Source organism: Paracoccus sp. PAMC 22219 (assembly GCF_000787695.1).
Lineage (GTDB): Bacteria > Pseudomonadota > Alphaproteobacteria > Rhodobacterales > Rhodobacteraceae > Paracoccus.
In genome coordinates this window covers 17,578-41,701 of record NZ_BBPH01000091.1, presented here as the reverse complement: position 1 = coordinate 41,701, position 24,124 = coordinate 17,578, and the positions used below count along the sequence as shown (strand labels likewise).

21 protein-coding genes and 2 pseudogenes are annotated in these 24,124 nt (G+C 64.8%); 16 read left to right on the top strand and 7 right to left on the bottom strand.

What is annotated here, in order from left to right; translation table 11 throughout:
• Positions 1-56: 56 nt before the first annotated feature.
• The 3 genes and pseudogenes from TY51_RS11025 to TY51_RS11015 all read left to right on the top strand — a co-directional run bounded on the left by TY51_RS11025 (position 57) and on the right by TY51_RS11015 (position 2,663).
• Positions 57-703: pseudogene (locus TY51_RS11025) on the top strand (CoA transferase subunit A).
• On the top strand, positions 703-1,335 hold the full coding sequence (locus TY51_RS11020; protein ID WP_042249566.1) for a 3-oxoacid CoA-transferase subunit B: 633 nt from the start codon (positions 703-705) through the stop codon (positions 1,333-1,335). The pseudogene TY51_RS11025 and the gene TY51_RS11020 overlap by 1 nt, the downstream one beginning before the upstream one ends.
• Positions 1,332-2,663 carry a lyase family protein gene (locus tag TY51_RS11015; RefSeq protein WP_042249564.1) on the top strand — a complete coding sequence of 444 codons (1,332 nt, stop codon included), beginning with the start codon at positions 1,332-1,334 and terminating at the stop codon, positions 2,661-2,663. The genes TY51_RS11020 and TY51_RS11015 overlap by 4 nt, the downstream gene beginning before the upstream one ends.
• Positions 2,664-3,164: 501 nt before the next feature.
• On the opposite strand, the gene TY51_RS11010 is transcribed toward TY51_RS11015, so the two are convergent.
• Complete coding sequence (locus TY51_RS11010) at positions 3,165-4,604, bottom strand: YfcC family protein (protein WP_042249563.1); 1,440 nt, start codon at positions 4,602-4,604, stop codon at positions 3,165-3,167.
• A 176-nt stretch (positions 4,605-4,780) separates the two neighbouring features.
• Between TY51_RS11010 and TY51_RS11005 the strand changes: the two genes are divergently transcribed.
• Positions 4,781-5,437: a GntR family transcriptional regulator gene (locus TY51_RS11005; protein ID WP_042249562.1), complete on the top strand. Its 657-nt coding sequence runs from the start codon at positions 4,781-4,783 to the stop codon at positions 5,435-5,437.
• Between the two features lie 182 nt (positions 5,438-5,619).
• On the opposite strand, the gene TY51_RS20305 is transcribed toward TY51_RS11005, so the two are convergent.
• Positions 5,620-6,603 (bottom strand): GAF domain-containing protein, encoded by a 984-nt coding sequence (locus TY51_RS20305; protein WP_197054736.1) that lies wholly within the window; start codon positions 6,601-6,603, stop codon positions 5,620-5,622.
• 305 nt (positions 6,604-6,908) lie between these two features.
• On the opposite strand from TY51_RS20305, the gene TY51_RS10995 reads away from it, so the two are divergent.
• The 6 genes from TY51_RS10995 (at position 6,909) to TY51_RS10970 (ending at position 11,766) form a co-directional block, all read left to right on the top strand.
• Complete coding sequence (locus tag TY51_RS10995) at positions 6,909-7,340, top strand: spore coat U domain-containing protein (RefSeq protein WP_197054735.1); 432 nt, start codon at positions 6,909-6,911, stop codon at positions 7,338-7,340.
• A gap of 11 nt (positions 7,341-7,351) precedes the next feature.
• Positions 7,352-8,065: a molecular chaperone gene (locus TY51_RS10990; protein WP_042249557.1), complete on the top strand. Its 714-nt coding sequence runs from the start codon at positions 7,352-7,354 to the stop codon at positions 8,063-8,065.
• Positions 8,066-8,084: 19 nt separating this feature from the next.
• Positions 8,085-10,433 (top strand): fimbria/pilus outer membrane usher protein, encoded by a 2,349-nt coding sequence (locus TY51_RS10985; RefSeq protein WP_042249554.1) that lies wholly within the window; start codon positions 8,085-8,087, stop codon positions 10,431-10,433.
• Positions 10,430-10,813: a spore coat protein U domain-containing protein gene (locus TY51_RS10980; protein WP_042249551.1), complete on the top strand. Its 384-nt coding sequence runs from the start codon at positions 10,430-10,432 to the stop codon at positions 10,811-10,813. Before TY51_RS10985 ends, TY51_RS10980 begins: the two co-directional genes overlap by 4 nt.
• A complete protein-coding gene (locus tag TY51_RS24015; protein ID WP_307536274.1) occupies positions 10,726-11,412 on the top strand; it encodes a spore coat protein U domain-containing protein in 687 nt (228 codons plus the stop codon). Before TY51_RS10980 ends, TY51_RS24015 begins: the two co-directional genes overlap by 88 nt.
• A 153-nt stretch (positions 11,413-11,565) precedes the next feature.
• Positions 11,566-11,766, top strand: coding sequence for a hypothetical protein (locus TY51_RS10970; RefSeq protein ID WP_197054734.1), 201 nt, complete (start codon positions 11,566-11,568; stop codon positions 11,764-11,766).
• A 137-nt stretch (positions 11,767-11,903) separates the two neighbouring features.
• Here the strand turns inward: TY51_RS10970 and TY51_RS10965 are convergent, their stop codons facing one another.
• Positions 11,904-12,791 (bottom strand): LysR family transcriptional regulator, encoded by an 888-nt coding sequence (locus TY51_RS10965; protein WP_042249547.1) that lies wholly within the window; start codon positions 12,789-12,791, stop codon positions 11,904-11,906.
• 98 nt (positions 12,792-12,889) lie between these two features.
• Between TY51_RS10965 and TY51_RS10960 the strand changes: the two genes are divergently transcribed.
• A complete protein-coding gene (locus TY51_RS10960; RefSeq protein WP_042249545.1) occupies positions 12,890-13,984 on the top strand; it encodes an aldo/keto reductase in 1,095 nt (364 codons plus the stop codon).
• 437 nt (positions 13,985-14,421) lie between these two features.
• Positions 14,422-14,715, top strand: a complete 294-nt coding sequence (locus TY51_RS10955; RefSeq protein ID WP_042249542.1) for a hypothetical protein — start codon at positions 14,422-14,424, stop codon at positions 14,713-14,715.
• A 254-nt stretch (positions 14,716-14,969) separates the two neighbouring features.
• Here TY51_RS10955 and TY51_RS10950 read toward each other — a convergent pair whose 3' ends face one another.
• Positions 14,970-15,416 (bottom strand): helix-turn-helix domain-containing protein, encoded by a 447-nt coding sequence (locus TY51_RS10950; protein WP_042249539.1) that lies wholly within the window; start codon positions 15,414-15,416, stop codon positions 14,970-14,972.
• Positions 15,417-15,496: 80 nt separating this feature from the next.
• Here TY51_RS10950 and TY51_RS10945 point away from each other — a divergent pair, with 80 nt between their 5' ends.
• Entirely contained in the window at positions 15,497-17,713 is a 2,217-nt protein-coding gene (locus TY51_RS10945; protein WP_042249536.1) for a heavy metal translocating P-type ATPase, read from the top strand.
• Between the two features lie 339 nt (positions 17,714-18,052).
• Here the strand turns inward: TY51_RS10945 and TY51_RS21900 are convergent, their stop codons facing one another.
• Positions 18,053-18,271, bottom strand: a complete 219-nt coding sequence (locus TY51_RS21900) for a hypothetical protein (RefSeq protein WP_156117984.1) — start codon at positions 18,269-18,271, stop codon at positions 18,053-18,055.
• 497 nt (positions 18,272-18,768) lie between these two features.
• On the opposite strand from TY51_RS21900, the gene aqpZ reads away from it, so the two are divergent.
• Positions 18,769-19,503 carry an aquaporin Z gene (gene aqpZ, locus TY51_RS10940; RefSeq protein ID WP_197054733.1) on the top strand — a complete coding sequence of 245 codons (735 nt, stop codon included), beginning with the start codon at positions 18,769-18,771 and terminating at the stop codon, positions 19,501-19,503.
• 1,736 nt (positions 19,504-21,239) lie between these two features.
• Here aqpZ and TY51_RS10935 read toward each other — a convergent pair.
• Both TY51_RS10935 and TY51_RS10930 read right to left on the bottom strand, forming a co-directional pair.
• Entirely contained in the window at positions 21,240-21,470 is a 231-nt protein-coding gene (locus TY51_RS10935; RefSeq protein WP_042249534.1) for a hypothetical protein, read from the bottom strand.
• 114 nt (positions 21,471-21,584) lie between these two features.
• Positions 21,585-22,387 (bottom strand): annotated as a pseudogene (locus tag TY51_RS10930) (undecaprenyl-diphosphate phosphatase).
• Between the two features lie 614 nt (positions 22,388-23,001).
• Here TY51_RS10930 and TY51_RS22710 point away from each other — a divergent pair.
• Together TY51_RS22710 and TY51_RS10915 are read left to right on the top strand one after the other, a co-directional pair.
• Positions 23,002-23,355 (top strand): hypothetical protein, encoded by a 354-nt coding sequence (locus TY51_RS22710; RefSeq protein WP_197054732.1) that lies wholly within the window; start codon positions 23,002-23,004, stop codon positions 23,353-23,355.
• A gap of 397 nt (positions 23,356-23,752) precedes the next feature.
• Positions 23,753-24,118, top strand: coding sequence for a VanZ family protein (locus tag TY51_RS10915; RefSeq protein ID WP_042249525.1), 366 nt, complete (start codon positions 23,753-23,755; stop codon positions 24,116-24,118).
• Positions 24,119-24,124 lie beyond the last annotated feature (6 nt).

Genomic DNA, 24,124 nt, shown 5'->3' with positions numbered 1-24,124 from the left:
TGAAAAAGGTCTATGCCACTGCTGGCGAGGCTCTTGACGGGCTTTTGCATGACGGGATGTTCATTGCAGCGGGGGGGTTCGGCCTGTGCGGCATCCCCGAGCTGCTGATCGACGCGCTGGTCGAGGCCAAGGTCAAGGACCTGACCATCGCCAGCAACAATTGCGGCGTCGACGGGTTCGGCCTGGGCAAGCTGCTGGACACGCGCCAGATCAGGAAGATGATCAGCAGCTATGTCGCGAGAACGCCGAATTCATGCGCCAGTACCTGTCCGGAGAGCTGGAGCTGGAGTTCAACCCGCAGGGCACCCTGGCCGAACGCATGCGCGCCGGCGGCAGCGGCATCCCGGGGTTCTACACCAAGACCGGCGTCGGGACCGTCATCGCCGAGGGCAAGGAGGTCAAGACCTTCGACGGCCAGGATTACATCCTGGAGCGCGGGATCGTGGCCGACCTGTCCATCGTCAAGGCCTGGAAGGCCGATGACACCGGCAACCTGGTCTTCCGCAAGACGGCGCGCAACTTCAACCCGCCCGCGGCCATGTGCGGCAAGGTCTGCGTCGCCGAGGTCGAGGAGATCGTCCCGCGCGGCAGCCTGGACCCCGACCTGATCCACCTGCCGGGCATCTATGTCCACCGGATCATCCAGGGATCGCACGAAAAGCGCATCGAACAGCGCACCACCCGCAAGAAGGAGACCGCGTGATGACCAAGGGCTGGGATCGCAACCAGATGGCCGCCCGCGCGGCCGAGGAGCTGGAGGACGGCTGGTACGTGAACCTCGGGATCGGCATCCCGACGCTGGTCGCGAACTATGTCGGCGACAAGGACATCACGCTGCAGTCGGAAAACGGCATGCTGGGCATGGGCCCGTTCCCCTTTGAGGGCGATGAGGATCCCGACCTGATCAACGCCGGCAAGCAGACCATCACCGAACTGTCGCGCACCAGCTATTTCGACAGCGCCACCAGCTTTGGCATGATCCGCGGCGGCAAGATCGCGGCGGCGATCCTGGGCGCGATGGAGGTCAGCGAGGAAGGCGATCTGGCGAACTGGATGATCCCCGGCAAGCTGGTCAAGGGGATGGGGGGCGCGATGGACCTGGTCGCGGGCGTGGGCCGCGTGATCGTGGTGATGGACCACACCAACAAGGCGGGCGACAGCAAGGTGCTGAAATCCTGCACCCTGCCGCTGACCGGCAAGGCGGTCGTGGACCGGATCATCACCAACCTGGGCGTCCTGGACGTCGTCCCCGGCGGCCTGCGCATCGTTCAGCTGGCAGACGGCGTCACCGAAGACGAAATGAGGGCCGCGACGCAGGCTGTCGTCGTTCCATGACCGGCCCGGCACACAACCCCATCTATGCCGCCCTGTTCGGCGACCCGGAAACAGAGGCCCTGTTCTCGGCCCAGGCCGAGCTGGACGCGATGGTCCGGGTCGAGGTCGCGCTGGCCCAGGTCCAGTCCGGCCTTGGGGTCATCCCGCCCTCTGCCGGTCCGGCCATCTCGGCCGCCAGCCGTCGCCTGCGCATCGATCCGGCCTCGCTGGCCCAAGCCACCGCACGGAACGGCGTTCCCGTCCCGGCGCTGGTCCAGGAGATGCGCCGACAGATGGGCGACGAGCCCGAGGCCAGGCACCTGCACTGGGGCGCCACCAGCCAGGACATCATGGACAGCGCGCTGGCGCTGCGCCTGCGCCAGATGCTGGACCTGTGGGGCAGCCGACTGAACGCCATCCTGGCGCAGCTGGGTGCGCTTGCCGACACATATGCGACCCTGCCGATGGCCGCGCGGACCTATGGGCAGGCGGCGACGCCCACAAGCTTTGGTGCGACTGCGGCAAGCTGGGGATGGCCGCTGCTGGACCACGCGCAGGACCTGTCACGGGTGCGCGGCGCGGTTCTGCGCGTCTCGCTGTCGGGGGCTGCGGGCACGCTGTCTGCCATGGGGCCGGAGGGTGCCGCGGTCCGGGCGGGGTTGGCCCGGGCGCTGGACCTGTCGGACCCCGGCCATGGCTGGCATTCCGACCGTTCGGGCTTGGGCCGATTGGCGGACTGGGCCGCGGCGGTGGCCGTCGCTCTTGCCAAGCTGGGCGAGGATCTGCTGCTGATGACCCAATCCGGGCTGGCCTTGGTCCGGATCGAGGGGGGCGGGGCGTCGTCGACCATGCCGCAAAAGCAGAACCCGGTCGGCCCGTCGGCACTGGTGGCCTTGGGGCGGCAGGTGATCGGCCTGGCGGCGGTCTTTGGCGCGGCTGGCGTGCATCGCCAGAACCGCGACGGGGCGGCGTGGTTCACCGAATGGCTGACCCTGCCGCAGATCTGCGTCAGCCTTGGGGCGATGCTGCGCCTGACGCAGGACGTCCTGGACCGGCTGACCCCCGACGCCCAAGCCATGGATCGCGATCTGAATGGCGGTTCCGGGACGATCCACGCCGAGGCGCTGACATTTGCGGTCGTGGCGGAACTGGGTCTGGACAGGGCTGCGGTAGCTCGGGACGTCGGCCAGCTTTGCGCAAACGCGCTGCGGGATGGGCGCGACCTTCTGGACCTGGCTGCACATGCATGGCCGGACCGGGATTGGGCCGCACTCGTCCGCACCAACGGCCTTGGTCTGGCCCCGCAGGAGGCCCGCGCATTTGCCGACCGGCAGAGCTCTGCCGTCTGAAACCGCAGTAAGCCGTCAGGCTCCGCAAGGAGACTTGATCGATGATCGACTTGCTCTGGCTGACGGAAGTGCGGATAGCGCGCTTTCTTTCCACACATCCATTTCCGGCCACGCGCTGTCGATCCGCTTGCGATAAAGGTCATTATCTTGATAAATAACAATGACTTGAAGTGTTGCAATGCAGCGAGGGAATACGGGCCGGACAAGCGCCCTTGCATCGTCGGAAGCGCTGGAGAGACAGTCAAGCCTTTGTCTGGATCACGGCCGGCGAGGACACGGATACGAAGACGATCATGATCACCCCGTCCGATCTGAAGGCGCGCGGCTTGCAGCCTGCGAACGAAAAACGGCGTCAACGACTCCATTCGCGCGGCAGCGCTGCTGGACAGACGACTGAAGGCGGACTGGCTTCTGGCAGACTGGGGCTGCGGGGCCGCTGTCCCGTAGCTGGAAAGACGCGACGCCTTGCATGGGCAAGCGGGCCGCGCCTTGGCCGGATCGTCAGCCGTTCCAGCCTACCATCTGCGCATAGATCAGAAAGCCCGAGGCGATGACGATCCAGATGACGAACAGTGGCAGAAAGAACCTCACCCAACGATCCCATCCGACCCCGGCCAGCGCCAGCGTCGCCATGAAGTAGCCCGACGTCGGATACAGGATGTTCGAGAGACCGTCGCCCAGCTGATAGGCCAGAACCGCGCTTTGGCGGGTCACCCCGATCAGGTCCGACAACGGCGCCATGATCGGCATCGTCACCAGCGCCTGACCGCTGCCGGACGGCACGACGAAGTTGAAGCCCAACTGCGCCCCGAACATTCCCAAAGCGGAAAACGTGGACGGCAGCCCGCCGACCATCCCGCCCAGCCCGTGCACCAGGGTGTCCATCACCTGTCCCTCCTCCAGCATGACGGCGACGGCGCGGGCCAGGCCCACGATCATCGCGCCCACCAGCACGTCGCGGAAGCCCTCGTTGAAGGCATCGCAGATGCGCCCGGCGCCAAGGCCTGCGATCAGGCCGACGGTGATGCCCATGATGATGAACAGGCCGGCCATCTCTGTCATGAACCAGCCGCGGGTCAGCACGCCCCAGACCAGGACGGCCAGGAACCCCAGCACCGCGATCCCGCCCCATTTCTGACGCGCCGAGAACGTCATCGCAGCCTGGTCGGCGTCGTGGACATAGACGCGCCGTTTCCTGTGTTCTGCAGCGTCCCCGGCCATCAGGCTGCGGCCGGGATCGGCCTGCACCATCAGCGCATAGCGCATCAGGTACAGGACCGCCGCCCCCACGAGGCAGATCAACAGCGCGGTCCGCAGGCCCACCCCGGAATACAGCGGCAACTGCGCGATGGTCTGGCCCAATCCTGTGTTGATCGGGTTCAGCACGCCCGCCGTGAACCCCGCCGTCGTGGCCAGCAATGCGGTCGCGACCGCCACCACGGAATCAAACCGAAGCGCGATCATCAGGGGCAGGATCACGGGCACATAGACCAGCGCCAACTCCTGCGTGCCGATCAGCGTGGCGATCACCGCGAACGTCACCATCAGCACCGGGATCATCAGGACGCTGCGCCCGGCAAAGCGGCGCGTCAGCTTGTCGACCGCCACGTCGATGATGCCGGTATGGCGGATCACCATGAACATGCCGCCGATGATCAGCGTGAAGAACACCACCTGCGATGCGTCCATCAGGCCGCGGGGAATGGCCATCATGAACGTCTCGAACCCGACCGGGCTGGGCGTGACATGGCGGAACGTCTCGGGGTCGATTGCGGCCCGCCCGTTGGCCAATGTCACGCGGTCATAGACCCCCGCCGGGATCACATGGGTCAGCAATGCCGCGATCGCGGTGAAGATGAACAGGATCACGTAGATGTCCGGCATGCGGAACCGGGGCGCGGGGCCCCTGTCCACGTCGTCGTCGGTATGAATCTGCGACATTCTGGTCTCCCTTGTATCGGACGGCATGCATTGCCGGTTCTCGTGCCGCTTACTGGCATCTTTTCTGTTGTTCTTGGTAACATGTTAGACGATAGTCGAATGAGGGCGTTATCTACGAATTGTGGATTCTGTATTTACGCTTCCTTGAAAAATCGCGCGGGTCACGGGATTACCAGATGAAGCGATCGGTCGACCTTCAGTCGGATCAGGCTTATGCGGCCTTGCTGGATGCGTTGGGCCGGGGACGGCTGCGCGGCAGCGAATTCCATGCCATGCCGGGGCTGGCGGACATCCTGGGGTTTCCCCTTGCCGCCACCCGCGAGGCGGTCAAACGCGCCGAGGACCAGTCCCTGCTGGCGATCCTGCCAAAGCGGGGCGTGGTGATCATGGAGACGGGGCCTGCCACCACCCGCGCCTGCATGGACATGCGCGCCGTGCTCGAGGCGGAGGGCGTCCGGCGCCTGATGGCAGGCGGTCGCCCCGACCTGACCCATCTGCGCGACGCCCATTGCGCGCTGTTGGCCGAGGCCAGATCACGGCCCGGCAGCGACCTGTCGCGCCGCGCATTGGCGACCGACCTGTCGCTGCACGATTTCATGGCGACAGGTTTGGACAACGTGTTCCTGCGCCAGGCTTACGAAGCGAACCGGCACCGCATCGCGATCATTCAGAACGTCCGCTCTTTCCTGCCCGACCGGGTCGTCACGGCGATGGAGGAGCACCTGGCGATCATTGATGCCATCGACAGCGCATCGCCCCAGGCTGCCGTTGCCGAAATTGAACGGCATCTGCACCACACCTTGCGATGGTGGGGTGTCGCGGTGATCGACTGAAGTCCGGCGTGTTCTAACCGGCATTCTGAAACCGTGAAATCAGTTGCCTGACTGCATGGCAATCTCAAATCCGATGAATGCGGAGCGTGCGGCAAGTCGCCCGCCGCGTATCCTGAGTCCACTGATCGAACGGACCGTTCCCGCCAACGTTTCCGGGGTCGTGCTGCGCTGTTCTACACGGACTACGAATATCCGGGTGTCACGTCACTGATTGCGCATTTCCAGATGATTGCGCCGCCTGGACTTGATACGGGAAGCCCGTGGCCCTCAAGCCACTTTACCTGGTCATGGGGCAGCCGGATGCGCCAACGGTGGTGCCACGGGATCATGCCGCCGGCAGAGTTTCCGAACGACGCCCGTGCCAGGGGATAGTCCTCGACCAGGCAGAACCCGAAGACATCACCGAATGCCTCCATGTATTCGGCCGCTGATATACCCCAGATCTGTTGCGTCTCCGCCGTTGCGGCATCGATTTTTTCGGTGCCGTCGGGGCCGTGATAATAGGTCAGCGATGCACTGGCGTATTTGGTTGCGGTGGCGTCGCCGTCACCCTGTGGCCGCCCTGCATCGATGCGCATGCGTTCCGACAGGACCATGCTCTTGATCTGCGTCGAGACGCCTTCCGCGAATGATTGCAGGACCTCGACGTTGGCCGATGTCCATGCGCGCGGCCTTGTTTCGGCCACGCACAGGGCGGCGATAGCTTTGCCGCTCTCATCTTTGACGGGGACACCCAGATAGGCGATGACGCCGAACTTGCCGATGGCCTCGTGCCCGCGGACCCGCGGATCGCTTCTGGCGTCGGCGATGACCAAGGGGGCCGAATTCGCGACGACGATCCGGCAGAAGGAATAGGCCAGAGACGTCTCGCGGGCCTCGTCAGCGGCCAGCATCAGGCCGGCCTCGGCCTTGAAGAACTGGCGGTCGTTGTCTTCGTCGATGATCGTCAGCAAACTGGTCGTGCAGGAAAAGATGCGCCGGGCCTGTTCGACGACCCTGTCGAACACCGGTGTCCGCGTCGGACGAAGCAGGCCGTTTTCGTAAAGCCTGACGGTAGCCTGATCAGATGCCGCGCCATCGACACGGATCAGGACCGGTCGCCCGGCGCCGTCGGCCGAGGTCATTCCGGTGCGAAGGTCACCGGAAATGTCGCGTTTCGTATTCATGACCATTCTCTCTCAATGGATGGACTGTCACGGCCAATTTCACCGTGGGCGACTGTGATACCTGGACCCGGGAAGCAGGTGGGAAACGCTGAGGTTGCGAAAGATCAGTGATGCACACCGTAAGGTTTAGTTTGACATAAAGTCGGTGTGCCCGATACTGATTAATACATCCCTAAGATGTGCTTTTTGCTTGGTCTGCAGATTTTCAGATCGTCGATCCTGGATTTTGGAGCATACGTATCATCATGACACAGCGAACTTTTCCGGTGGCGTTGGGTGTCCTTGCCCTTTCGGCGACGGCACCCTTGGCACAGACCGTGACCACCGACAGTTTTGATGTCCGGATCACGATCGTCGCGGAATGCGAGATCACGTCGACCGAGACGCTGGATTTCGGGACCGAGGGCGTGCTTACCGCGGATGTCGATGCCACGGCGACGATGGAGGTCACCTGCACCGACACGACGCCCTATGACATCGGCCTGAACGAGGGCCTGGGGACCGGGGCCACGACCACTGTCCGCCAGATGACGGCGGGCGGAGAAACGATCGCCTATGCGCTGTTCCAGGATGCCGGGCGCGTCACGAACTGGGACAATGCCGTCGGCGCCGATACCCAGCCCGCGACGGGGACGGGCGACGCCCAGTCCTTCACCGTCTTCGGTCGGGTTCTGGCACAGGCCACGCCGGCCCCCGGAACCTATACCGATACCGTCACGGTGACCGTCACCTACTGAAAGGCCAAGCCATGCGTGGATATCTTGCAGGCGGCCTTATGGCCGTAACAATGTCGCTTGTCCTGTCCCTGGGGGCCGCCGCGCAGGGGCTGAGGGTTTCTCCGGTGCTGCTGGAGGTTCCGGCGCCCGGCGCGGCGACGACCATGACCCTTCGCAACGACGGCAGCCGGCCGATCACCGTCCAGTCCCGCGTCTTTCGCTGGATGCAGCCCGGCGCCGAGGACAGCCTGCAGCGCAGCGGGGATGTCGTGGTCAGCCCGCCCGCGATCCAGCTTGCGCCGGGTGCGACGCAGACGATCCGCGTCGTGCGCACCACGCGGGCGCAGGTCCAGGGCGAGGAGGCCTATCGCGTGATCCTGAACGAGATCCCCGACCAGTCGCGCCGGCAGGCGGGCGCCGTGGCCTTTGCGACCGAGCTGCGGATCCCGGTGTTCTTCACCGATGCCGCGGTGCGGTCCGCCGACGTGCGCTGGTCGTTGCGCCAGTCGGGCGGCGCGACCCATCTGGTGGCGCAGAACACCGGCGACAGTCGGTTGCGCATCGCCGATGTCACGCTGACCGCGTCGAACGGGGCCACCGTCAGCCATCCCGGCCTGCTGGGTTACGTGCTGGGCGGATCGTCGATGGAATGGCCGATCGCGTCGGCGGGACAGCTGGGCGGTTCGGCGCGGCTGTCGGCGGCGACCAACCTGGGGGCCCTGGACGTCGATGTGGCGATGCGCTGAGCGCATTGGTCGACGGTGCATGGCCCTGCCTGTCCTGCTGTCGCTGTGCTGCGGTCCGGCGGTCGCCCAGGACATTCCGCCGCCCGAGGCGGGGCAGGATCTGTACCTTGAGGTGTTCGTGAACGGTCAGCCCAGGAACCTGATCGCCCGGTTCACCGATGTCGGCGACGGCGTGCTCAGCGCCGATGCCGAGGATCTGCGCACCAGCGGCATCCTGGCGGGGGATGCGATGTCGGGAGAGGTTCGGCTTGACCAGATCCCCGGCCTTGGCTGGCGGCTGATCGCGCCCGACCAGACGATCCGCTTCATCGTTCCGCCCGACATCGCAGCACCCCACGAACTTGACGCCGGCACCGTGTCGGACGCGCCGTCCGACGACGATGCCGAACCGCCGGTCGATCAGGGCTATGGCGTGGTGCTGAACTATGGGCTGAACGTCGAGACATGGCGCGGCGATGCGGGGGCCCGCGGCCACCTGGTGTCGGGAAGCTTTGACGGGCGGCTGTTCATGCCCCTGGGGGTGCTGAACCACGGGTTCGTCATCGCGCCCGACGGGGACGGCTCGCACAGCTACAGGCGGCTGGATACCAGCTGGCGCAGTTCGTTTCCAGGCCGCGCGCTGCAGGTCCAGGTCGGTGACATCGCGTCACGCGGCCCCTCCTGGGCCAGGCCGGTCCGCATGGGCGGCGCGATGGTCGAACGCAACTTTGGCCTGCAACCAGATCTGGTCACGATCCCGCTGGCCGGATTCGAAGGCAGCGCGGCCCTGCCGTCGACGGTCGAGGTCTTTTCGGATTCGATCCGAGCCTATTCCGCCGACGTGCCCGCCGGTCCGTTCAGCATCCGCGACCTGCCGCTGACGGGGGGATCGGGGGTGGCGCGTGTCGTCGTGCGCGACGTGACGGGCCGCGAGACGCTGGTCGACCTGCCGTTCCTGATGTCGGACCTGCTGCTGAAACCGGGCCTTGCGGATTTCGCGGTGTCGGTGGGGCGGCCCAGACTGGGCATCGGCACACCAAGCGACCGGTACGGCGACGACATCTTCGGCGTGGCCACCCTGCGCTATGGCCTGACGGATGCGCTGACCCTGTCGGCCCATGCCGAGGGCGGGCGCGGCCTGCAGATGGCGGGGGCAGGGGCGGTGTTCCGGATCGGCCATCGGGGCACCGCCAGCGTCGGCCTTGCCGGCAGCCGGTCGGACCGGGGCAGCGGCGCGCTGCTGGACCTGTCGACCAGCCTGTCGATCGGATCCGCCGCCCTGTCGGGCCGCCTGATGCGGACCCGAGGGCGGTTCGACGACGTGGCCGCGGTGTCGGCCACGCCCCAGGGCGACCGTACGGACAGGTACGACTTTCCGCGCCAGATCGCGCAGATGAGCTTTTCGATGCCGCTGGACCCGCGGATCGGTAGCGGTGCCAGCCTGTTCCTCTCCGATATCCGGTCGTCCGGTCCCCTTGATCGCGACATCAGTCTGGGCATGTCCTACAGCCGTCGCCTCTGGGGCGACAGCAGCGTGACGGTGACCGCGACATCGCTGCGCGGCGCGCGGCGCGACACGATCGCGGGGGTCCAGCTGCAGATCCCCCTGGGGACCAGGCATTATGCCGGAATGCAATCCGAACGCCGCCGGGACGGGTGGCGCCACTATGTGCAGGCCAGCGGGCAAAGCGCAGGAGACATCCCGCGCTGGAACTGGCGGGTGCAGGCCGATCAGGGCGCCGAACGATCGATCCGGGGCAATGCAGGATACGAGAACCAGCTGGGCCAGATCGAGGTCGCGGCCCGCAGCCAATCGGGCAGCCAGGCCGTCGGCCTGCGGATCGACGGCGCGATCGTCGCCTCGGGCGGCGGCGTCTTCCTGTCGCGCCCGGTCCAGGACGCCTTTGCCGTCGTCGATGCCGGCGCGCCGGGCGTCGAGGTCAGCTCCGAGAACCGGGCCGTCGGCCGCACGGGACGTTCGGGTCGCATCCTGGTCCCCGACCTGCGCGCCTACGAGGGAAACGCGATTTCCATCGACCCGCTCGGCCTGCCGCTGGACGCCGCGGCCGATGCCACGCAACAGATCGTCCGTCCCGCCCACCGGTCGGGGGCGACGGTCACCTTCGGCGTGCAGACCAGCACGCGCGAGGCACTGATCGGGCTTGTCGACGGGCAGGGCCAGCCGCTGGAGGTCGGAGGCCGGGTGATCCTGAATGATGATGGCGGCGACAACCTGGTCGGCTTTGACGGAGAGACCTTCCTGTCCGACATGCAGGACCGCAACGTGATCGAGGTCTCCTATCCCGACGGGCGACGCTGCCGCGCCGAGGTCGCCTATGTCGACGAACCCGGCGTCCTGACCCATCTGCACAAGGTGCCCTGCCTATGACCCGTGTTTCCTCCTGGCGTGCCGTCATGCCGGCTTTGGCCATCGGCATGCTGATCTGTGGGTTTGCCGCGCCGGCGCGGGCGCAAAGCTGTACCTTCACGGCCAGCAACGTCGCCTTGGGGCCTGTCGACGTCCTCAGCAGCACGCCGACCACCGCCGTGGGAAACATCGCGGTGAACTGTTCCACATTTCTGGGGCTGCTGAACTCGATCCAGGTCACGATCGAACTGGGGGAGGGGTCGGCGGGCCGGTTCGGCAACCTGCGCCGCCTGGGGGACCGTCCGGAAGCGGTCTGGCCTATGATCTGTTCCAGAACGCGTCCCACACGACGGTCTTTGGCGGAAGCCAAGGGGCGCATGGCGGGCAGTCGGTGGTGCTGACGGGCGGCTCTGTCCTGTCGCTGCTGACGACGACGGGCATAAACGTGCCGATCTATGCCCGCGTGCCGGGCGCGCAGAACGCGGCCGTGCCGGGCGCCTACAGCTCGACCTTCTCGCGGCAGCCGCTGGATGTCCGGGCCACGACCGAGACGTGCAGGCCGCTTCTGGGATGCACCACGCGCGTCAGCGGGTTCACCTTCGCCGTGCAGGCCCAGGTTCGCCCGAACTGCCGGGTCGTCGCCGATGACTTGGATTTCGGCCAGCACGGCCTGCTGGAGCGGTCGGTCGACGCGACCAGCCAGGTTCGCGTCACCTGCACCGCGGGCACCAGCTACAGCATGGGTCTGGGCTATGGCCTGCAGGCGGCGGGGATCGGCGGCAGGCAGATGCGCGACCTTGCGGGCCACCGCGTCGGCTATCAGCTGTATCGTGACGCGGCGCGGACCCAGACTTGGGGCCTGGTGGCGGACGGGCTGGCCACGACGGATGCGGGAACCGGCGTTTCTCGGCCCGCCACGGTCTATGGCCGCGTGCCCGCACAGCCGACACCGCCGCCCGGCGCCTATTCCGACACGGTCGTGGTGACCGTGACCTACTGATCAATTCCGCTGCTGGCCGAATGCGGGCCCTTGTCCGCTGTCCGGCATCGGCAAAAATCGGCTGACATGACGCGGCACAATGCAACCAAGGGGTGAACGTTTCGGTTCATGATCGACCAGCCTGTGCCCACGCTCCGCGGAGACGGACAAGCCATGCCAAGAATGATCCTGACCGATGTCGACACCATGCGGCCCCGCGCCGTCGATTTTCACCGCGATGCCGTATTCAGCGCCAGCGAGGGTGCAAGCGGCATGACGTCGCTGACGCTGCTGCATCGCGACACTGCCGTGACCTACCGCGTGGTCGAGACGTTCACCCAGATCCAGCTTCTGCGGAATGTCGCCCTGCGATAGCGGGGATCGCTTAACGCCCTGGAACCATACTTTGCACTGCAGTGATGGCACGCATCAAAGACCCAGATCAGAGGCCGATCAATCCTGCCCCCGTCTCCCCTGCAGCGATCCTGGGGCAAGGATCACATCTACACCGACTACTGCTTCAGATACGCGATCAAGACCTGTAGGGGCGGCGGGACCTGGCGGCGGCTTGGGTGATAGAGGAACACCCCCGGGTAGGGTTGGGACCAGTCGTCCAGCACCTGTTCCAGCTGCCCGGTGGCGATGTCGTGCACGACATCCTCCTCCATCGTCCAGCCGACGCCGCATCCCGCACGCACCGCGGCCAGCGCCAGATCAGAGGAGTTGCAGATCAGCGGTCCCCGAACCTGAAGGCGCAGCACCCGGCCATCCTTCTCGAACTCCCACGGCATCAGCGTGCCGCTGCCTAGGTTGCGATAGCCGATGCAGGGGTGATGCAGCAGATCGCGTGGATGGGCAGGGCGGCCATGCGCGTCCCAATATGCGGGCGTCGCCACGACGACCGTGCGCAGGGACGGTCCGATCCGCACGGCGATCATGTCGCGTTCGACGCTTTCGCCCAGCCTGATGCCCGCATCCAGACCCATCGCCACGATGTCGCGCAGGCCGTCGTCGACGTTCACCTCGACCGTGATGCCGGGATGGCGGGTCAGGAAACCCGGCAGCCGGCGCGACAGCAGCGTCGCTGCGACCCAGTGAAACGTCGTCAGCCGCACGGTGCCCGCCGGGGCATCGCGCCAGTCCGACAGCGCCTCCACCCCGGCATCGATCTGCGCCAGCGCAGGGGCCAGGCGTTCAAGCAGCGCCAGGCCGGCCTCTGTCGGCGCGACCGATCGGGTCGTGCGCGCCAGCAGCCTGAGGCCAAGCCGCTCCTCCAGTCCGCGCATCGCATGGCTGAGCGCCGAGGGCGACACGCCCAGTTCGGCCGCGGCGGCGGTAAAGCTGCGCGTGCGGGCGATGGTTGCAAAGGCCGCAAGATCGTTGAGGTTCAGTCGTGCCATTCCTGAAGCATGCTCACAGGCTCATGCGAAAGGAAACGGCTAATCCTGCCCGGCGGACCAGCCTAGGATCACCTCATCGCCGCATTCAGGAGCAGATCATGCAGATGACCGACTATCGGACCTTTGGGCGTTCGGGGCTGATCGTCAGCCCGCTGACGCTTGGCACGATGACCTTTGGCGCAGGCCGGTGGGGCAGCGACATGGCCGCCGCGCGGGCGATCTTCGATGCCTATGTGTCGGCGGGCGGAAACGTGGTCGACACCGCCGACGTCTACAGTGGCGGAGAGAGCGAGCGGATGCTGGGTCGGATCCTGACCGACAGCGGCCTGCGCGACCGGATCGTCCTGTCCACCAAATCCGGCTTTGCGCGGGCGCAGGGACATCCGCTGCATGGCGGGAACGGCGCGATCAACATCCGGCTGGGGATCGAGGGGTCGCTGCGCCGCCTTGGGACGGACCGGATCGACCTTTACTGGATGCATGTCTGGGATCGCACCACGCCGCCCGAGGAGGTGCTGAGGACCCTTTCGGCTGCCGTCGCAAGGGGCGAGATCCTGTATTACGGGTTCTCCAACACGCCCGCCTGGTATGTCGCCAAGGTCGCGACCTTGGCGGCGGCGCAGGGGTTGCCGGGCCCGATCGGGCTGCAGAACGCCTGGTCGCTGATCGATCGTGGGGTCGAACTGGACCTGGCACCGATGGCCGAGCATTTCGGTCTGGGCATCATGCCCTGGAGCCCGCTGGCCGGCGGGTTGCTGACCGGCAAGTATGGCCGCGACATGCTGGCCCAGGCGGACCGGGCCGCGGCGGTCCCGGACCGCGCGATGGATGCGGAAGCGGGTCGCAGCGACCGTCTGAGCGGAGACAACCCCTACGGCGGCATGCTGTTCACCGAACGCAACTTTGCCATCGTCGACGCCCTGCGCGAGGTTGCCGCCGAACTGGAGGTGCCGATGGCGCAGGCCGCGCTGGCGTGGGTCCTGTCGCGGGGGGGTGCGACCACGCTGCTGATGGGCGCCAGCCGCGCTGAACAGGTGACGGCCAACATCGCCGCCCTGCAGGTGACGCTGTCCGGCGAACAGCTTGCCCGGCTGAACGACGCCAGCGCACTGCCGTCGCTGAACCCCTATTTCATCTTCCAACTGCCACGACAGGTGCTGTTCGGCGGACAATCCGTGACACCGCACGAATGACGAATGCATCGGCCAAAGCCTCGACGCTCGCTAGGTGTCTGCTACCTTGCTTGCCGCCGCTGATGCGGTAGAGAGGCATCGGCGCGACGCGACAAAACCGGCAGCAGCACGCACCATTGCGGTTGATGAGGACGATAGCGCCAAGCACCCGCAGATCACCGACCGGGAAGCTGTCATGACTGTTGGGAAACGAGGGGCGAGGGCGCATCATCTGCGCATCCATCAGCCAGAACACCTTTCGCATCGATCAGGTCTTCCTGCGGGGCCTGCTCCACGCAATTGGCATGGCATCAAAGGGTCTGTAACCTTGGGGTCGCGCAACGGGGCACCGACAAGGCAACCTGCGAAGGTCTGAAACTGCTGACCCGGCCTTGCGTTCGTATGGGCAGCAGGTTTGCGCATACTGCGACGCCCTGAGTTTTGCATGGAGGTAACCCATGGCCATCAATCCCTTCCGGTTCAGGCCGGAAACGCCGGACAACGCGCCTGAGCCCGAAGCCGATGACCTGGATGGTGGGACGGGCGACTGGCAGGACAACTGGCTTTCCAACGCGATGGCATGGAGCAGTCGCGTCTTTTTTCCGTCCTGGTGTGATACGCCAGGGCACTGGACATCCCGCGTCACCGATTACTTTGATACGTCCTGTCCCTGCTGCCTGTTCTTTCGGGGCACCACGATCGGAGTCGTGCTTGGCCTGACGGCAGGGTTGGCAGCAGGCTTGCTCATCTAGAGGCTCATTGCCGGGGATGGGCGCACCTGCGAGTGTTCATCGTCGCGATACAAAGGCCAGCGTCAGCCATCACGGCGGCGAACCGACCCACCATCGCGTGTGAGGTCGGCACGTGCCGCTGGCACGTCCCATCGTTCGAACGACGACACGGTCCATCTTGGTTAAGCTAACCCGTACGACAGGCGCCGTTGTCTTGCCGATCCGCATGGCCCCATCGACACCCAGCATGATGACCGCATCGCACGGTGCGATCTTCAGGACTGCGAACTGAGCGGCCTGCGATCCCCGTGATGATCATGCAGGCAGTTCGCGTGGTCGCTCAGAACCTCGATGACCATGCAGTCCGAGATCGTGCCATGAGCGCATTGAGCCAGCATGCGTTCCAGTTCCCGCTGAAGCGCCTGCAGGCGGATGATGCGGTCGTTGACGGCAGCCAATTGGCGCGTCGCGATGACATCGGCGGCGGCGCAGGACATGTCGGGTTGGTCGGACAGGCTGAGAAGCTCTCGGATGCTGTCCAGCGGAAAGCCGAGTTCGCGGGCATGGCGGATGAAGGCTAGCCGCTCCTGTGCGGCCAGATCGTAAAGCCGTTGATTGCCCGCGCTGCGTTCAGCCTCGGGCAGCAGCCCGATATCCTCGTAGTAGCGGATGGTCGGGACCTTGACGCCGGTGGCGGCACTCAACTTTCCGATGCTCAGCATGAGAAACCTCTTGAAGCTCTAGTTGCTAGAGACCCTATCTGTCCGACTCGATGATGAAAAGATCTCGGGCAGGATGCGACATGACGAATGAAACGACACAGCGGCGGGAATGGACCGTCACCGGGATGGACTGCGCCGCCTGCACCACCAAGGTGGTGCGGGCCGTCGAGCGGATGCCGGGGGTCAGCGACGTCCGGGTGGCGCTGATGGCCGAACGGCTGACGCTGGACCTGATGCCTGACAGCACCCCACCCGAGGCCATCGAGGGCATTGTCCGGAAGCTGGGCTTCGGGATCGCGCCGAAAGGTCAACTGGCGCCGCGCAAGAAGGCCTTCGTTCTGCCGGATGCGGGTTCGCCCGTGCGGATAAGCGGGGAACAGGCCACCTCAGGCACGGTGCAGCACGCTGCTGTGCTGCCAGAAAGGGCTTGGCACCAGACGGCAAAGGGCCGGCTGGTCGCCCTGACCGGGACGCTGCTTGGACTTGCCTGGATGGTCGCGCTGCTGACCTCGTCCCAGGTCGGATACTGGGGCTTTGTCGCGGCTTGCCTGATCGGGGTCGCGCCGGTGGCCAAGCGGGCCTTCGATGCCCTGCGGATGGGTCAACCCTTCACGATCGAAGGCCTGATGACCATTGCCGCCGGTGGTGCCCTGCTGATCGGGGCCGAAGAGGAAGCGGCGCTGGTCGTCTTCCTGTTTGCCGTGGGCGAGGTTCTGGAAGGTGTCGCGGCCGGAAAGGCGCGCCAGGGCATCCGCGCCTTGGCCGACCTTGTCCCCAAGACCGCGCTGCTTGAGGAGGCCGGTCAGGCGCGGACCGTGCCTGCCGACAGTCTGGAGATCGGACAGGTCGTTCTGGTCCGCCCGGGCGACCGTGTTCCGGCGGATGGCGCGATCATCGAAGGGACCAGCGGCGTCGACGAAAGCCCGGTGACAGGCGAAAGCGTCCCGCGCACGCGCGGCGTCGGCGATGCGGTCTTTGCGGGCTCGATCAACACCCAGGCCGCGCTGCGCCTGCGCGTCACCCGCGCGCCAAGCGACAACACCATCGCCCGCATCATCCGCCTGGTGGAGGACGCCGAAGAGGCCCGCGCCCCCACGGAACGGTTCATCGACCGCTTCTCGCGCATCTACATGCCGGCGATCGTCGCACTGTCGGCGTCGGTGATCGTGGTGCCGCCGCTGGCCTTTGGGCAGGACTGGACCACTTGGATCTATCGCGGGTTGGCGCTTTTGCTGATCGGTTGCCCCTGCGCGCTGGTGATCTCGGTCCCGGCCTCGATCGCGTCGGCCTTGTCTGCCGGGGCGCGTCGCGGTCTGCTGATGAAGGGCGGCGCGGTGATCGAGGCGGCGGCAGGCGTGACGCATGTTGTCTTTGACAAGACCGGCACGCTGACCCAAGGCGCGCCTATCGTGACCGATCTGGTCACCGCACCCGGCGTGGACGAGGCGGAACTGCTGTCCGTCGCCGCCGGTGTCGAGGCCGGGTCAAGCCACCCCTTGGCGCTGGCGATCCTGCGCCGGGCGAAAGCGACCGCCGTGATCGTTCTGGACGCGCGCGATGCCCGTGCGCTGCCCGGACGGGGTGCGCAAGCTATGGTTTCCGGTGCGCCTGCCTGGGTCACGTCGCCCGCCCATGCCACAGAGATCGGCGGGATCGACGCATCGACCTTGGATCGGATCGCCGCGCTGGAAGCCGCCGGCAAGACGGTCGTCGCGGTGTTCCGCACGAACCGCCCCCTAGGCCTGATCGCCATGCGGGACGAGCCGCGCAGCGATGCCGCGGCGGCCATCGGACAACTGGCCGCGATGGGTGTCGGCTGCACCATGCTGACGGGTGACAACCCCCGCACCGCAGCCGCCATCGCCGCAGGTTTGGACCTCGATTTCCGGGCTGGCATGATGCCCGAGGACAAGCTGGCTGCCATCCGGGTCATGAAGCGTCAGGGCCGTGTGATGATGATCGGCGACGGCATCAACGACGCCCCCGCCTTGAAGGAGGCGCATGTCGGCATCGCGATGGGATCGGGGACCGACGTGGCGCTGGAAACGGCCGATGGCGCGATCCTGCGCGACCGCATCACGGATGCACCCGCCCTTATCCGGCTGTCCCGGGCAACGATGGGCAATATCAGACAGAACGTCACCTTGGCCCTTGGGCTGAAGGCGGTCTTTCTGGTGACGACGGTCTTTGGTGTCACGGGCCTCTGGATCGCCATTCTGGCCGATACGGGCGCCACGGTTCTGGTAACGCTGAACGCCCTGCGCCTGCTGGCCTTCGACCCCACAAGGGAAGACTGAAGCCGTTGGCGTGACGGCTGGATCGATCACGGCATCACAGTGGCCCGAGTATTGCCGTCGACAAGGCGGTGGCTGGGAACAGGTGAAACCTCATGTGGTTGAAGCTCGGATTGCGCACATCACCTCAGTGAAGCGCTCGTCGGGTCCTTCGGTCACCGAGGTCGCGGTTCAGCCGGACAGGGCAAGGTGTATCTGCTCACCGATCAGACGGTGCTCAAGTCTTGTGATATTGGGCTGGGCAATCAACCAGTGGGCCGCAAGCGATTCAAAAGGGACGGAAATAAGCCCCACGCGCCGTGTTTGCTGGACCGGTTCACACCGCGCAGCAGGCATCATCCTTCAGCCAGGATCTCGTACCGGAATCAATGCGACGAGGCTTATGCCGCCGAATCCTGGCGCGGTGCTGGCGGTGACATCATGGCCCACAGTGATGGTCATGAAGGACGTTTTTTCCGCCAAGAAACCGCTTTTTAACCATCGGATACTGCAATGACCGCTCAGGAAATCGGCCCATGTGTATGCCATGCTGCGGCTTTGTATGCCGGTACTGATCTGCATCTAAAACCGCGCCTTAACTCGAACATCTTACGTGATAAGTAGTTGCAAATGTGAATGTTGTCTTGCCACGTCACCATCATGGAAGCTTTATCTGGGCCGATACGGATTCGATAATGCCACCATTCACTAGAATCTAGCGCCGAGTTGGGTCTGCAAATCTCTGAAATGGGATAAGACCACCCCTTCAGAAAAGGTTACTCTAAAATCCGCTTTCGGATGAAGATATGATGTTGGAGTCGCTCAATAGATGAATGTCTGAAGTGGATTATTCTTTCGCTTGATTATTTTTAGACTTGTGGCGTTATCAGCAAAACACGAACACGAAATACCGTTCGGGACCAAGGTGATTTTTCCCGGATGTGGTACAATTGTGATGGACGTCAAATGAGCAGGCAATAGGAGCTCAGTTGAGTGCTCCCGGCGATAACCGAAGTCCTCACATCACATCGCCTATGTTTTCTTGGAATGGTACGCGTTTTTTAAACGGGATGAGGGTCATGATCAATTCTCAGAAATATGCCGCAGAACTCATAGGGACATTCTGGCTAACCTTCGGCGGATGCGGCTCTGCCGTGTTGGCAGCCGCTTTTCCGGAGCTTGGCATCGGCTTCCTCGGCGTTTCCCTGGCGTTCGGCCTGACGGTTCTGACCATGGCCTATGCAATCGGTCACGTCTCTGGCTGTCACCTGAACCCGGCGGTCACGGTGGGTCTTGCTGCCGGAGGACGCTTTCCCAAGGCCGAGATCCTGCCCTACATCATCGCCCAGGTGGCCGGCGCGATCCTGGGGGCGCTGGTGCTTTACGTCATCGCCAGCGGTGCGGCGGGGTTCGATGCCTCCGCAAGCGGATTTGCCTCGAACGGCTATGGTGCTCATTCGCCGGGGGGCTATTCCCTCGCCGCAGCCTTTACCGCGGAAGTCGTTCTGACCGCATTCTTTCTGTTCATCATCATGGGCGCCACACATGGTCGCGCGCCGGCAGGGTTTGCCCCTATCGCAATCGGGCTTGGTCTGACGCTCATCCACCTGATCGGCATTCCGATCACGAATACATCGGTCAATCCTGCACGCAGCACGGGACCGGCATTGTTTGCCGGGGGGTGGGCGCTGGGTCAGTTGTGGTTGTTCTGGGTCGCGCCTCTGATCGGCGGCGCGGCAGGGGGAATACTCTATCGCTGGATCAGCCCGCAACCCGAAGAACCGGTCGTGGGTGGCGTCGTCAGTCCTGGTTGAAGGCGGCGCGGCGGAGAGGGAGCCGCCGGCTCCTTCGCCGCCGCGGTATTCGATCGTCGCTCGAAAAATTGAGGATAGAGAATGTGTCCTGCGCAGTGGCGGCATTGCGATGGTCTGCAGGTTCCGAAGACGGACGATCAACTTCGGTCCGACCCTGCGTTTTGCATCCAGCGCGATTGGAAGTTCGTGTCGTTCGTTCGGTACGGCCGTCATGCGCGCACCGTTAGAGAACCACCGGCACGCTTGCGGTCTATGGAAGCATCTTGGAGAGGCACATGAGAGCGCTGCCTCTGACCCGCAACGAGCACCACCGGTGACCAAGGCGATCGCACAATGGGTATCGGCCAGCCGTGCCAATGCCACGTAAAGCCGCCACCCCCAAATTACAGCGTGCCGGGGACAATCCCAGAACCGCATTGAACAGGGCGCATAACGACGTCTTGGTTGCCTCTGCCTCTGCCTCTGCCTCTGCCTCTGCCTCTGCCTCTGCCTCTGAATGACGCGTCGATCAGGCCGCGGGCTGTGCGCCTTGCTGATCAGATTGCTTTCTGCCGCGGCAAGCCGGTCGTCGACGCCGTGTGTCGACGCGCGGCAATGACATCAGGCAGCGCCGTCACCAGGGGCGTACAGTCCGGAACCCATGCATCGATGAAGCCAGAGATGATGCGACATCTGGAACCGTCACTGGCAGAGGTCAGAACCGGGATATGCATCTATGGTGTCGGCGGCTGCGCCCTTTTTCATGCTCCGATCCAGTCGCTCGGATCGGGACGATGACGGCGTCGCCCGCTGTGGCATCGGAGCCGGTCGCCGTCACCGATCCAGATGCGGACCTGGATGACGATGTGGACACTGACCAATCCGGGCGGAGGATCAGGTGCCGGGGTTGTGTCGACCCGCCTAGCCCGGAGCGGTTGCGAGGCAATTCTGAAGTACTCGCCCGACGCGGATGTCGCGCTGCATCTCCGAGAGGATATTCCAGCCACCCATCCGCCTGAGCAGTGGGGCTTATGCCGGTTCGTTCAAGTATCTCGCAATGACTTCCAAAGGCATGTGCGGCAACCTTGGACAAACAGGACGAGCCCAGCGCAATTCACGGCACCAAACCCGTGTTCCTCGCGGGACCGCATAATGCATGCTGCGTGTTTACCATGCCCAAGAGATGCCGTCGCCGACACCATCACCGTCCCATACTATCCAACCCTGAAGGCCAGACAGAGGGATCTGTGGGCATCGGGCAGCTGTGCCGTGGTCGAAACGACCCCGCAGATCGTGGGCGAAGAACTTTGCGAGACTCTGAATTCGCGGGCGCGCAAAACGCTTCTGGATGTCGCAGCGGGTAGCGACAATGCCATCCTTGCTGCCACAGACGATGGGATACCGGTACGTCGACGGATGACGGACCCGTCTCGCTTGACCCCCCCCCAACCTGTGCGCAAGGGGCCAGGGCCTTACGGTCCTGTTCAAAGAGGCGGATGCCGAGGCTCTTCCGTTCCAAGACGACGCCTTTGATGGAATGGTGTCGACCTTCGGGAAATGTGCGCCTGCCACCAGCGACGGGCGGCACAACAGCGGTGGAGGGGCTGCCGAAACGTCGGACGGATCAGTCCCTCCAACTGAACAGCGGAAAACTTCATTGCAAAACCCCGAAGGATCATGGCTGCCCATCTTCCGATCGGCCGCTCATCCGTCCTGCAAGTGCCGACAGCCTGGAAGGCATGGCGACAGGCTGCGCCTCAGTAACAGCTGCCGTTCACGCAGGATGCGCCACCGGCCAATGCGCCGATCAGCGCGCCTTTGGTCCCGGACCCCCCCAGGGCGTCCGCCGCCAAGGCGCCTGCGCCTGCGCCGCCGACCGTCCGAACGGCGGCGCTGTTCAGCGGACTGTCGTTGTACCCGCCGCCACCGGCACATCCGGCAAGCGTCAACACGACTGCTGTTCCGATCAGCCCGAATCTGGTTTTCATGTCCTGTCCCTTGGTCTTGTTCTTGTCTGTCCCGAAAGCGTAACGCGGTCGACAGGCGATGATAATCCCGGCACCCTTCAGGAACGCGTGATGGTGATGGCGGCTGGCCCGTGATCAGCTGTACGCGAAGATCAGCAGCACGGTGCCGAAGATCAGGCGATAAATCACGTAGGGCGTGAAGCTTACGGCCTTCAACAGCCGCATCATCAGCGTCAGGGCGGCAAGCGCGGCGACGAAGGCAAAGGCCGCGGCGATCCCCGCCTGCATGGCGGCCTGACCATCGAACCCTGACACGACATCGCCCGCCAGAAGCGTGGCGGATGCGATGATGGTCGGGATCGACATCAGCATCGAGATCCTTGCCGCGTCTTCGCGGATATATCCCAAGGCACGCGCGCCCGTGATCGTGGCACCCGATCGCGATGTTCCGGGGATCAACGCCACGGCCTGCCACAGGCCGATGACAAGGGCGTCCCGGGCTGTCCAGTCTTTCGTTCGCTTGACCCCCTCTCCGCGTTGGTCGGACCAGTAGAGCAGCAGGCCGAAGATGATCATGGTCCAGCCGATCACGGCCACCGAGCGCATCATCTCCATCGCGCCGGACAGTTTCAGGAGCAGGCCCACCAGCACCACCGGTATCGTGGCGATCATCAGCGATGCGGCCAGCCGTGCACCGGGCGTGTCGACCCTGCCGCGGACCAGCCTGCCAAGCCGGCCAGGGCGGCCGCGACATCGCGCCAGAAGAACAGGATCACCGCGAAAAGCGTGCCGACATGCACGGCGACGTCGATGACAAGGCCCTGATCCTGCATGCCGGTCAGTTGCGGCAGCAGGATCAGATGGCCAGAGGAGGATACCGGAAGAAATTCGGTGATCCCCTGGATGATCGCGACGAGGACAAGGTGAAAAAGGGTCATGCAGGATCCGTATGCAGGCATATCGCGGTTTGAGAGGCCCCTCATCATCCCGCGGTGGTGAGCAATGACGGGCGGTCGAGCAGGCCCGCTATCACCGACAGCCCCGGACCGCCACCGCACCCGGTGAAGTCTCCCGCCCACCAGAAGCCGGACGGAAAGGGGTTGGTCAACCGGAATGGGCGTACATTAAGAGTTTTGCGGAGTTTGCATATTGTCCCTTGATCCTGCACCGTGAGCTGCACCGCGCGGAGACCACACGCCGGAAACCGGTCTGGTACGACACGGACCTATTCTACCTTTTCCCGCCGACCCAGCCCCCGCACCACGACGCCGCTGCGGCCCCATCGGGTCCGGTTTATCCATCGTCCGAACGCCGCATCCCCGAGCGCCTGTTCCATGTTGTTCCAGCGCTGAAATTGGCGGCGCTGGCGATCCGCCACCGCAGCCTGAACCCTGCCCGATGCGGTCAATCCGGCGCTGGATGCGGGCGGGCTGTAGGGCGAAAGCAAGTCGTTGGAGTTGCACCTGTTTGGTCCTTTCGGACGGCGCTTCATGCCACCTTTCACGACGAACGACTGCCTGCCGGGCACCCGGATCAGACCAAGGCGCGGATCGTGTCGATGACCTTCCTGCATCCCCCGCATCTGATCGGCGACGGTATGCGCAGCGTCGCACAGATGGTGGACAGCGATCCCATCCTGCGCGCCAACGCGGCGATTTATCGCCAGTGCGACCTTGGCGCATGGGACAGCATTCCGGAGCGCGACCAGTTCCGCAGCCCGACCAATGCACACGGCGCCTGGTTGGGCGCGGTCGATCTCGACGCTCTGGATCAAATGACGCCTGCGTTGAAGGCTGTGATCGGCAGGATCTCGCAGGAGATCCCGGATTTTTCACTTCGGCTGGCTCGACATGCGCTATCGCAACATCGCCGAACTGCAGGAGGGGCGAGGGTTCCCCATCGTTGAACTGAACGGTGCCGGGGCACAGATGTTGCATATCTGGGCGGGCATCGGCACCTTGCGGGGTGGCCGGACCACACTGTGGCGGCAATACCAAGATCTGTTCACGATCGGGGCGAGGATGCAGCGGCGGGGGCATCGGTCGGTGGGCGCAATCGGGATGCTGACGCCGCAGCGTCGGCAGGATCGCCTGCGACGATCCTGTCTGCCGCGTTCATGAATGTGCGCGCTCTTGGCCGTCCACGGAACAGTGCGGCATCGCAATCACGGACGCCCGCATCATACTCGCGTGCCTGCCGCATCTGGTCGGTACACTCAGGCGTGATTTGCGCCGTTGCCGCGGCGCTGGCCATGCGCCCGGCGGGTTGCTAGTGCTATGCGCTTCTGATCGAGGCAGCACATCATGACCAAAGAAGCCTGCGCGGCGATCCTTCTGACACTGGTCCTGGGCGTCGTCGTCGCGGGGCTGGCGCTCAGCCCGGTGTCCGTCCCGATGCCGGTCCACAACGCCGACAAGCTGTATCATGCGGTGGCGTTCGCGGGCCTCTCCGTTCCGGTGTCCTTCCTGGCGCCCCGGCTGATCTCGGTGACGGTCATCGTCCTGGCGGTGTTCGGTGGCGTCATCGAGGTCATCCAGCCCTATGTCGGCCGGGAGTGCAGCCTGTGGGACTGGCTGGCCAACGTCGCGGGAATTGCGATCGGCGTCATCATCGGGCGAACCGGGGCGGCGATGTTCTGTCGGTCGCAGGCGGTCCCGTCCTGCCGGTGAGCGCCG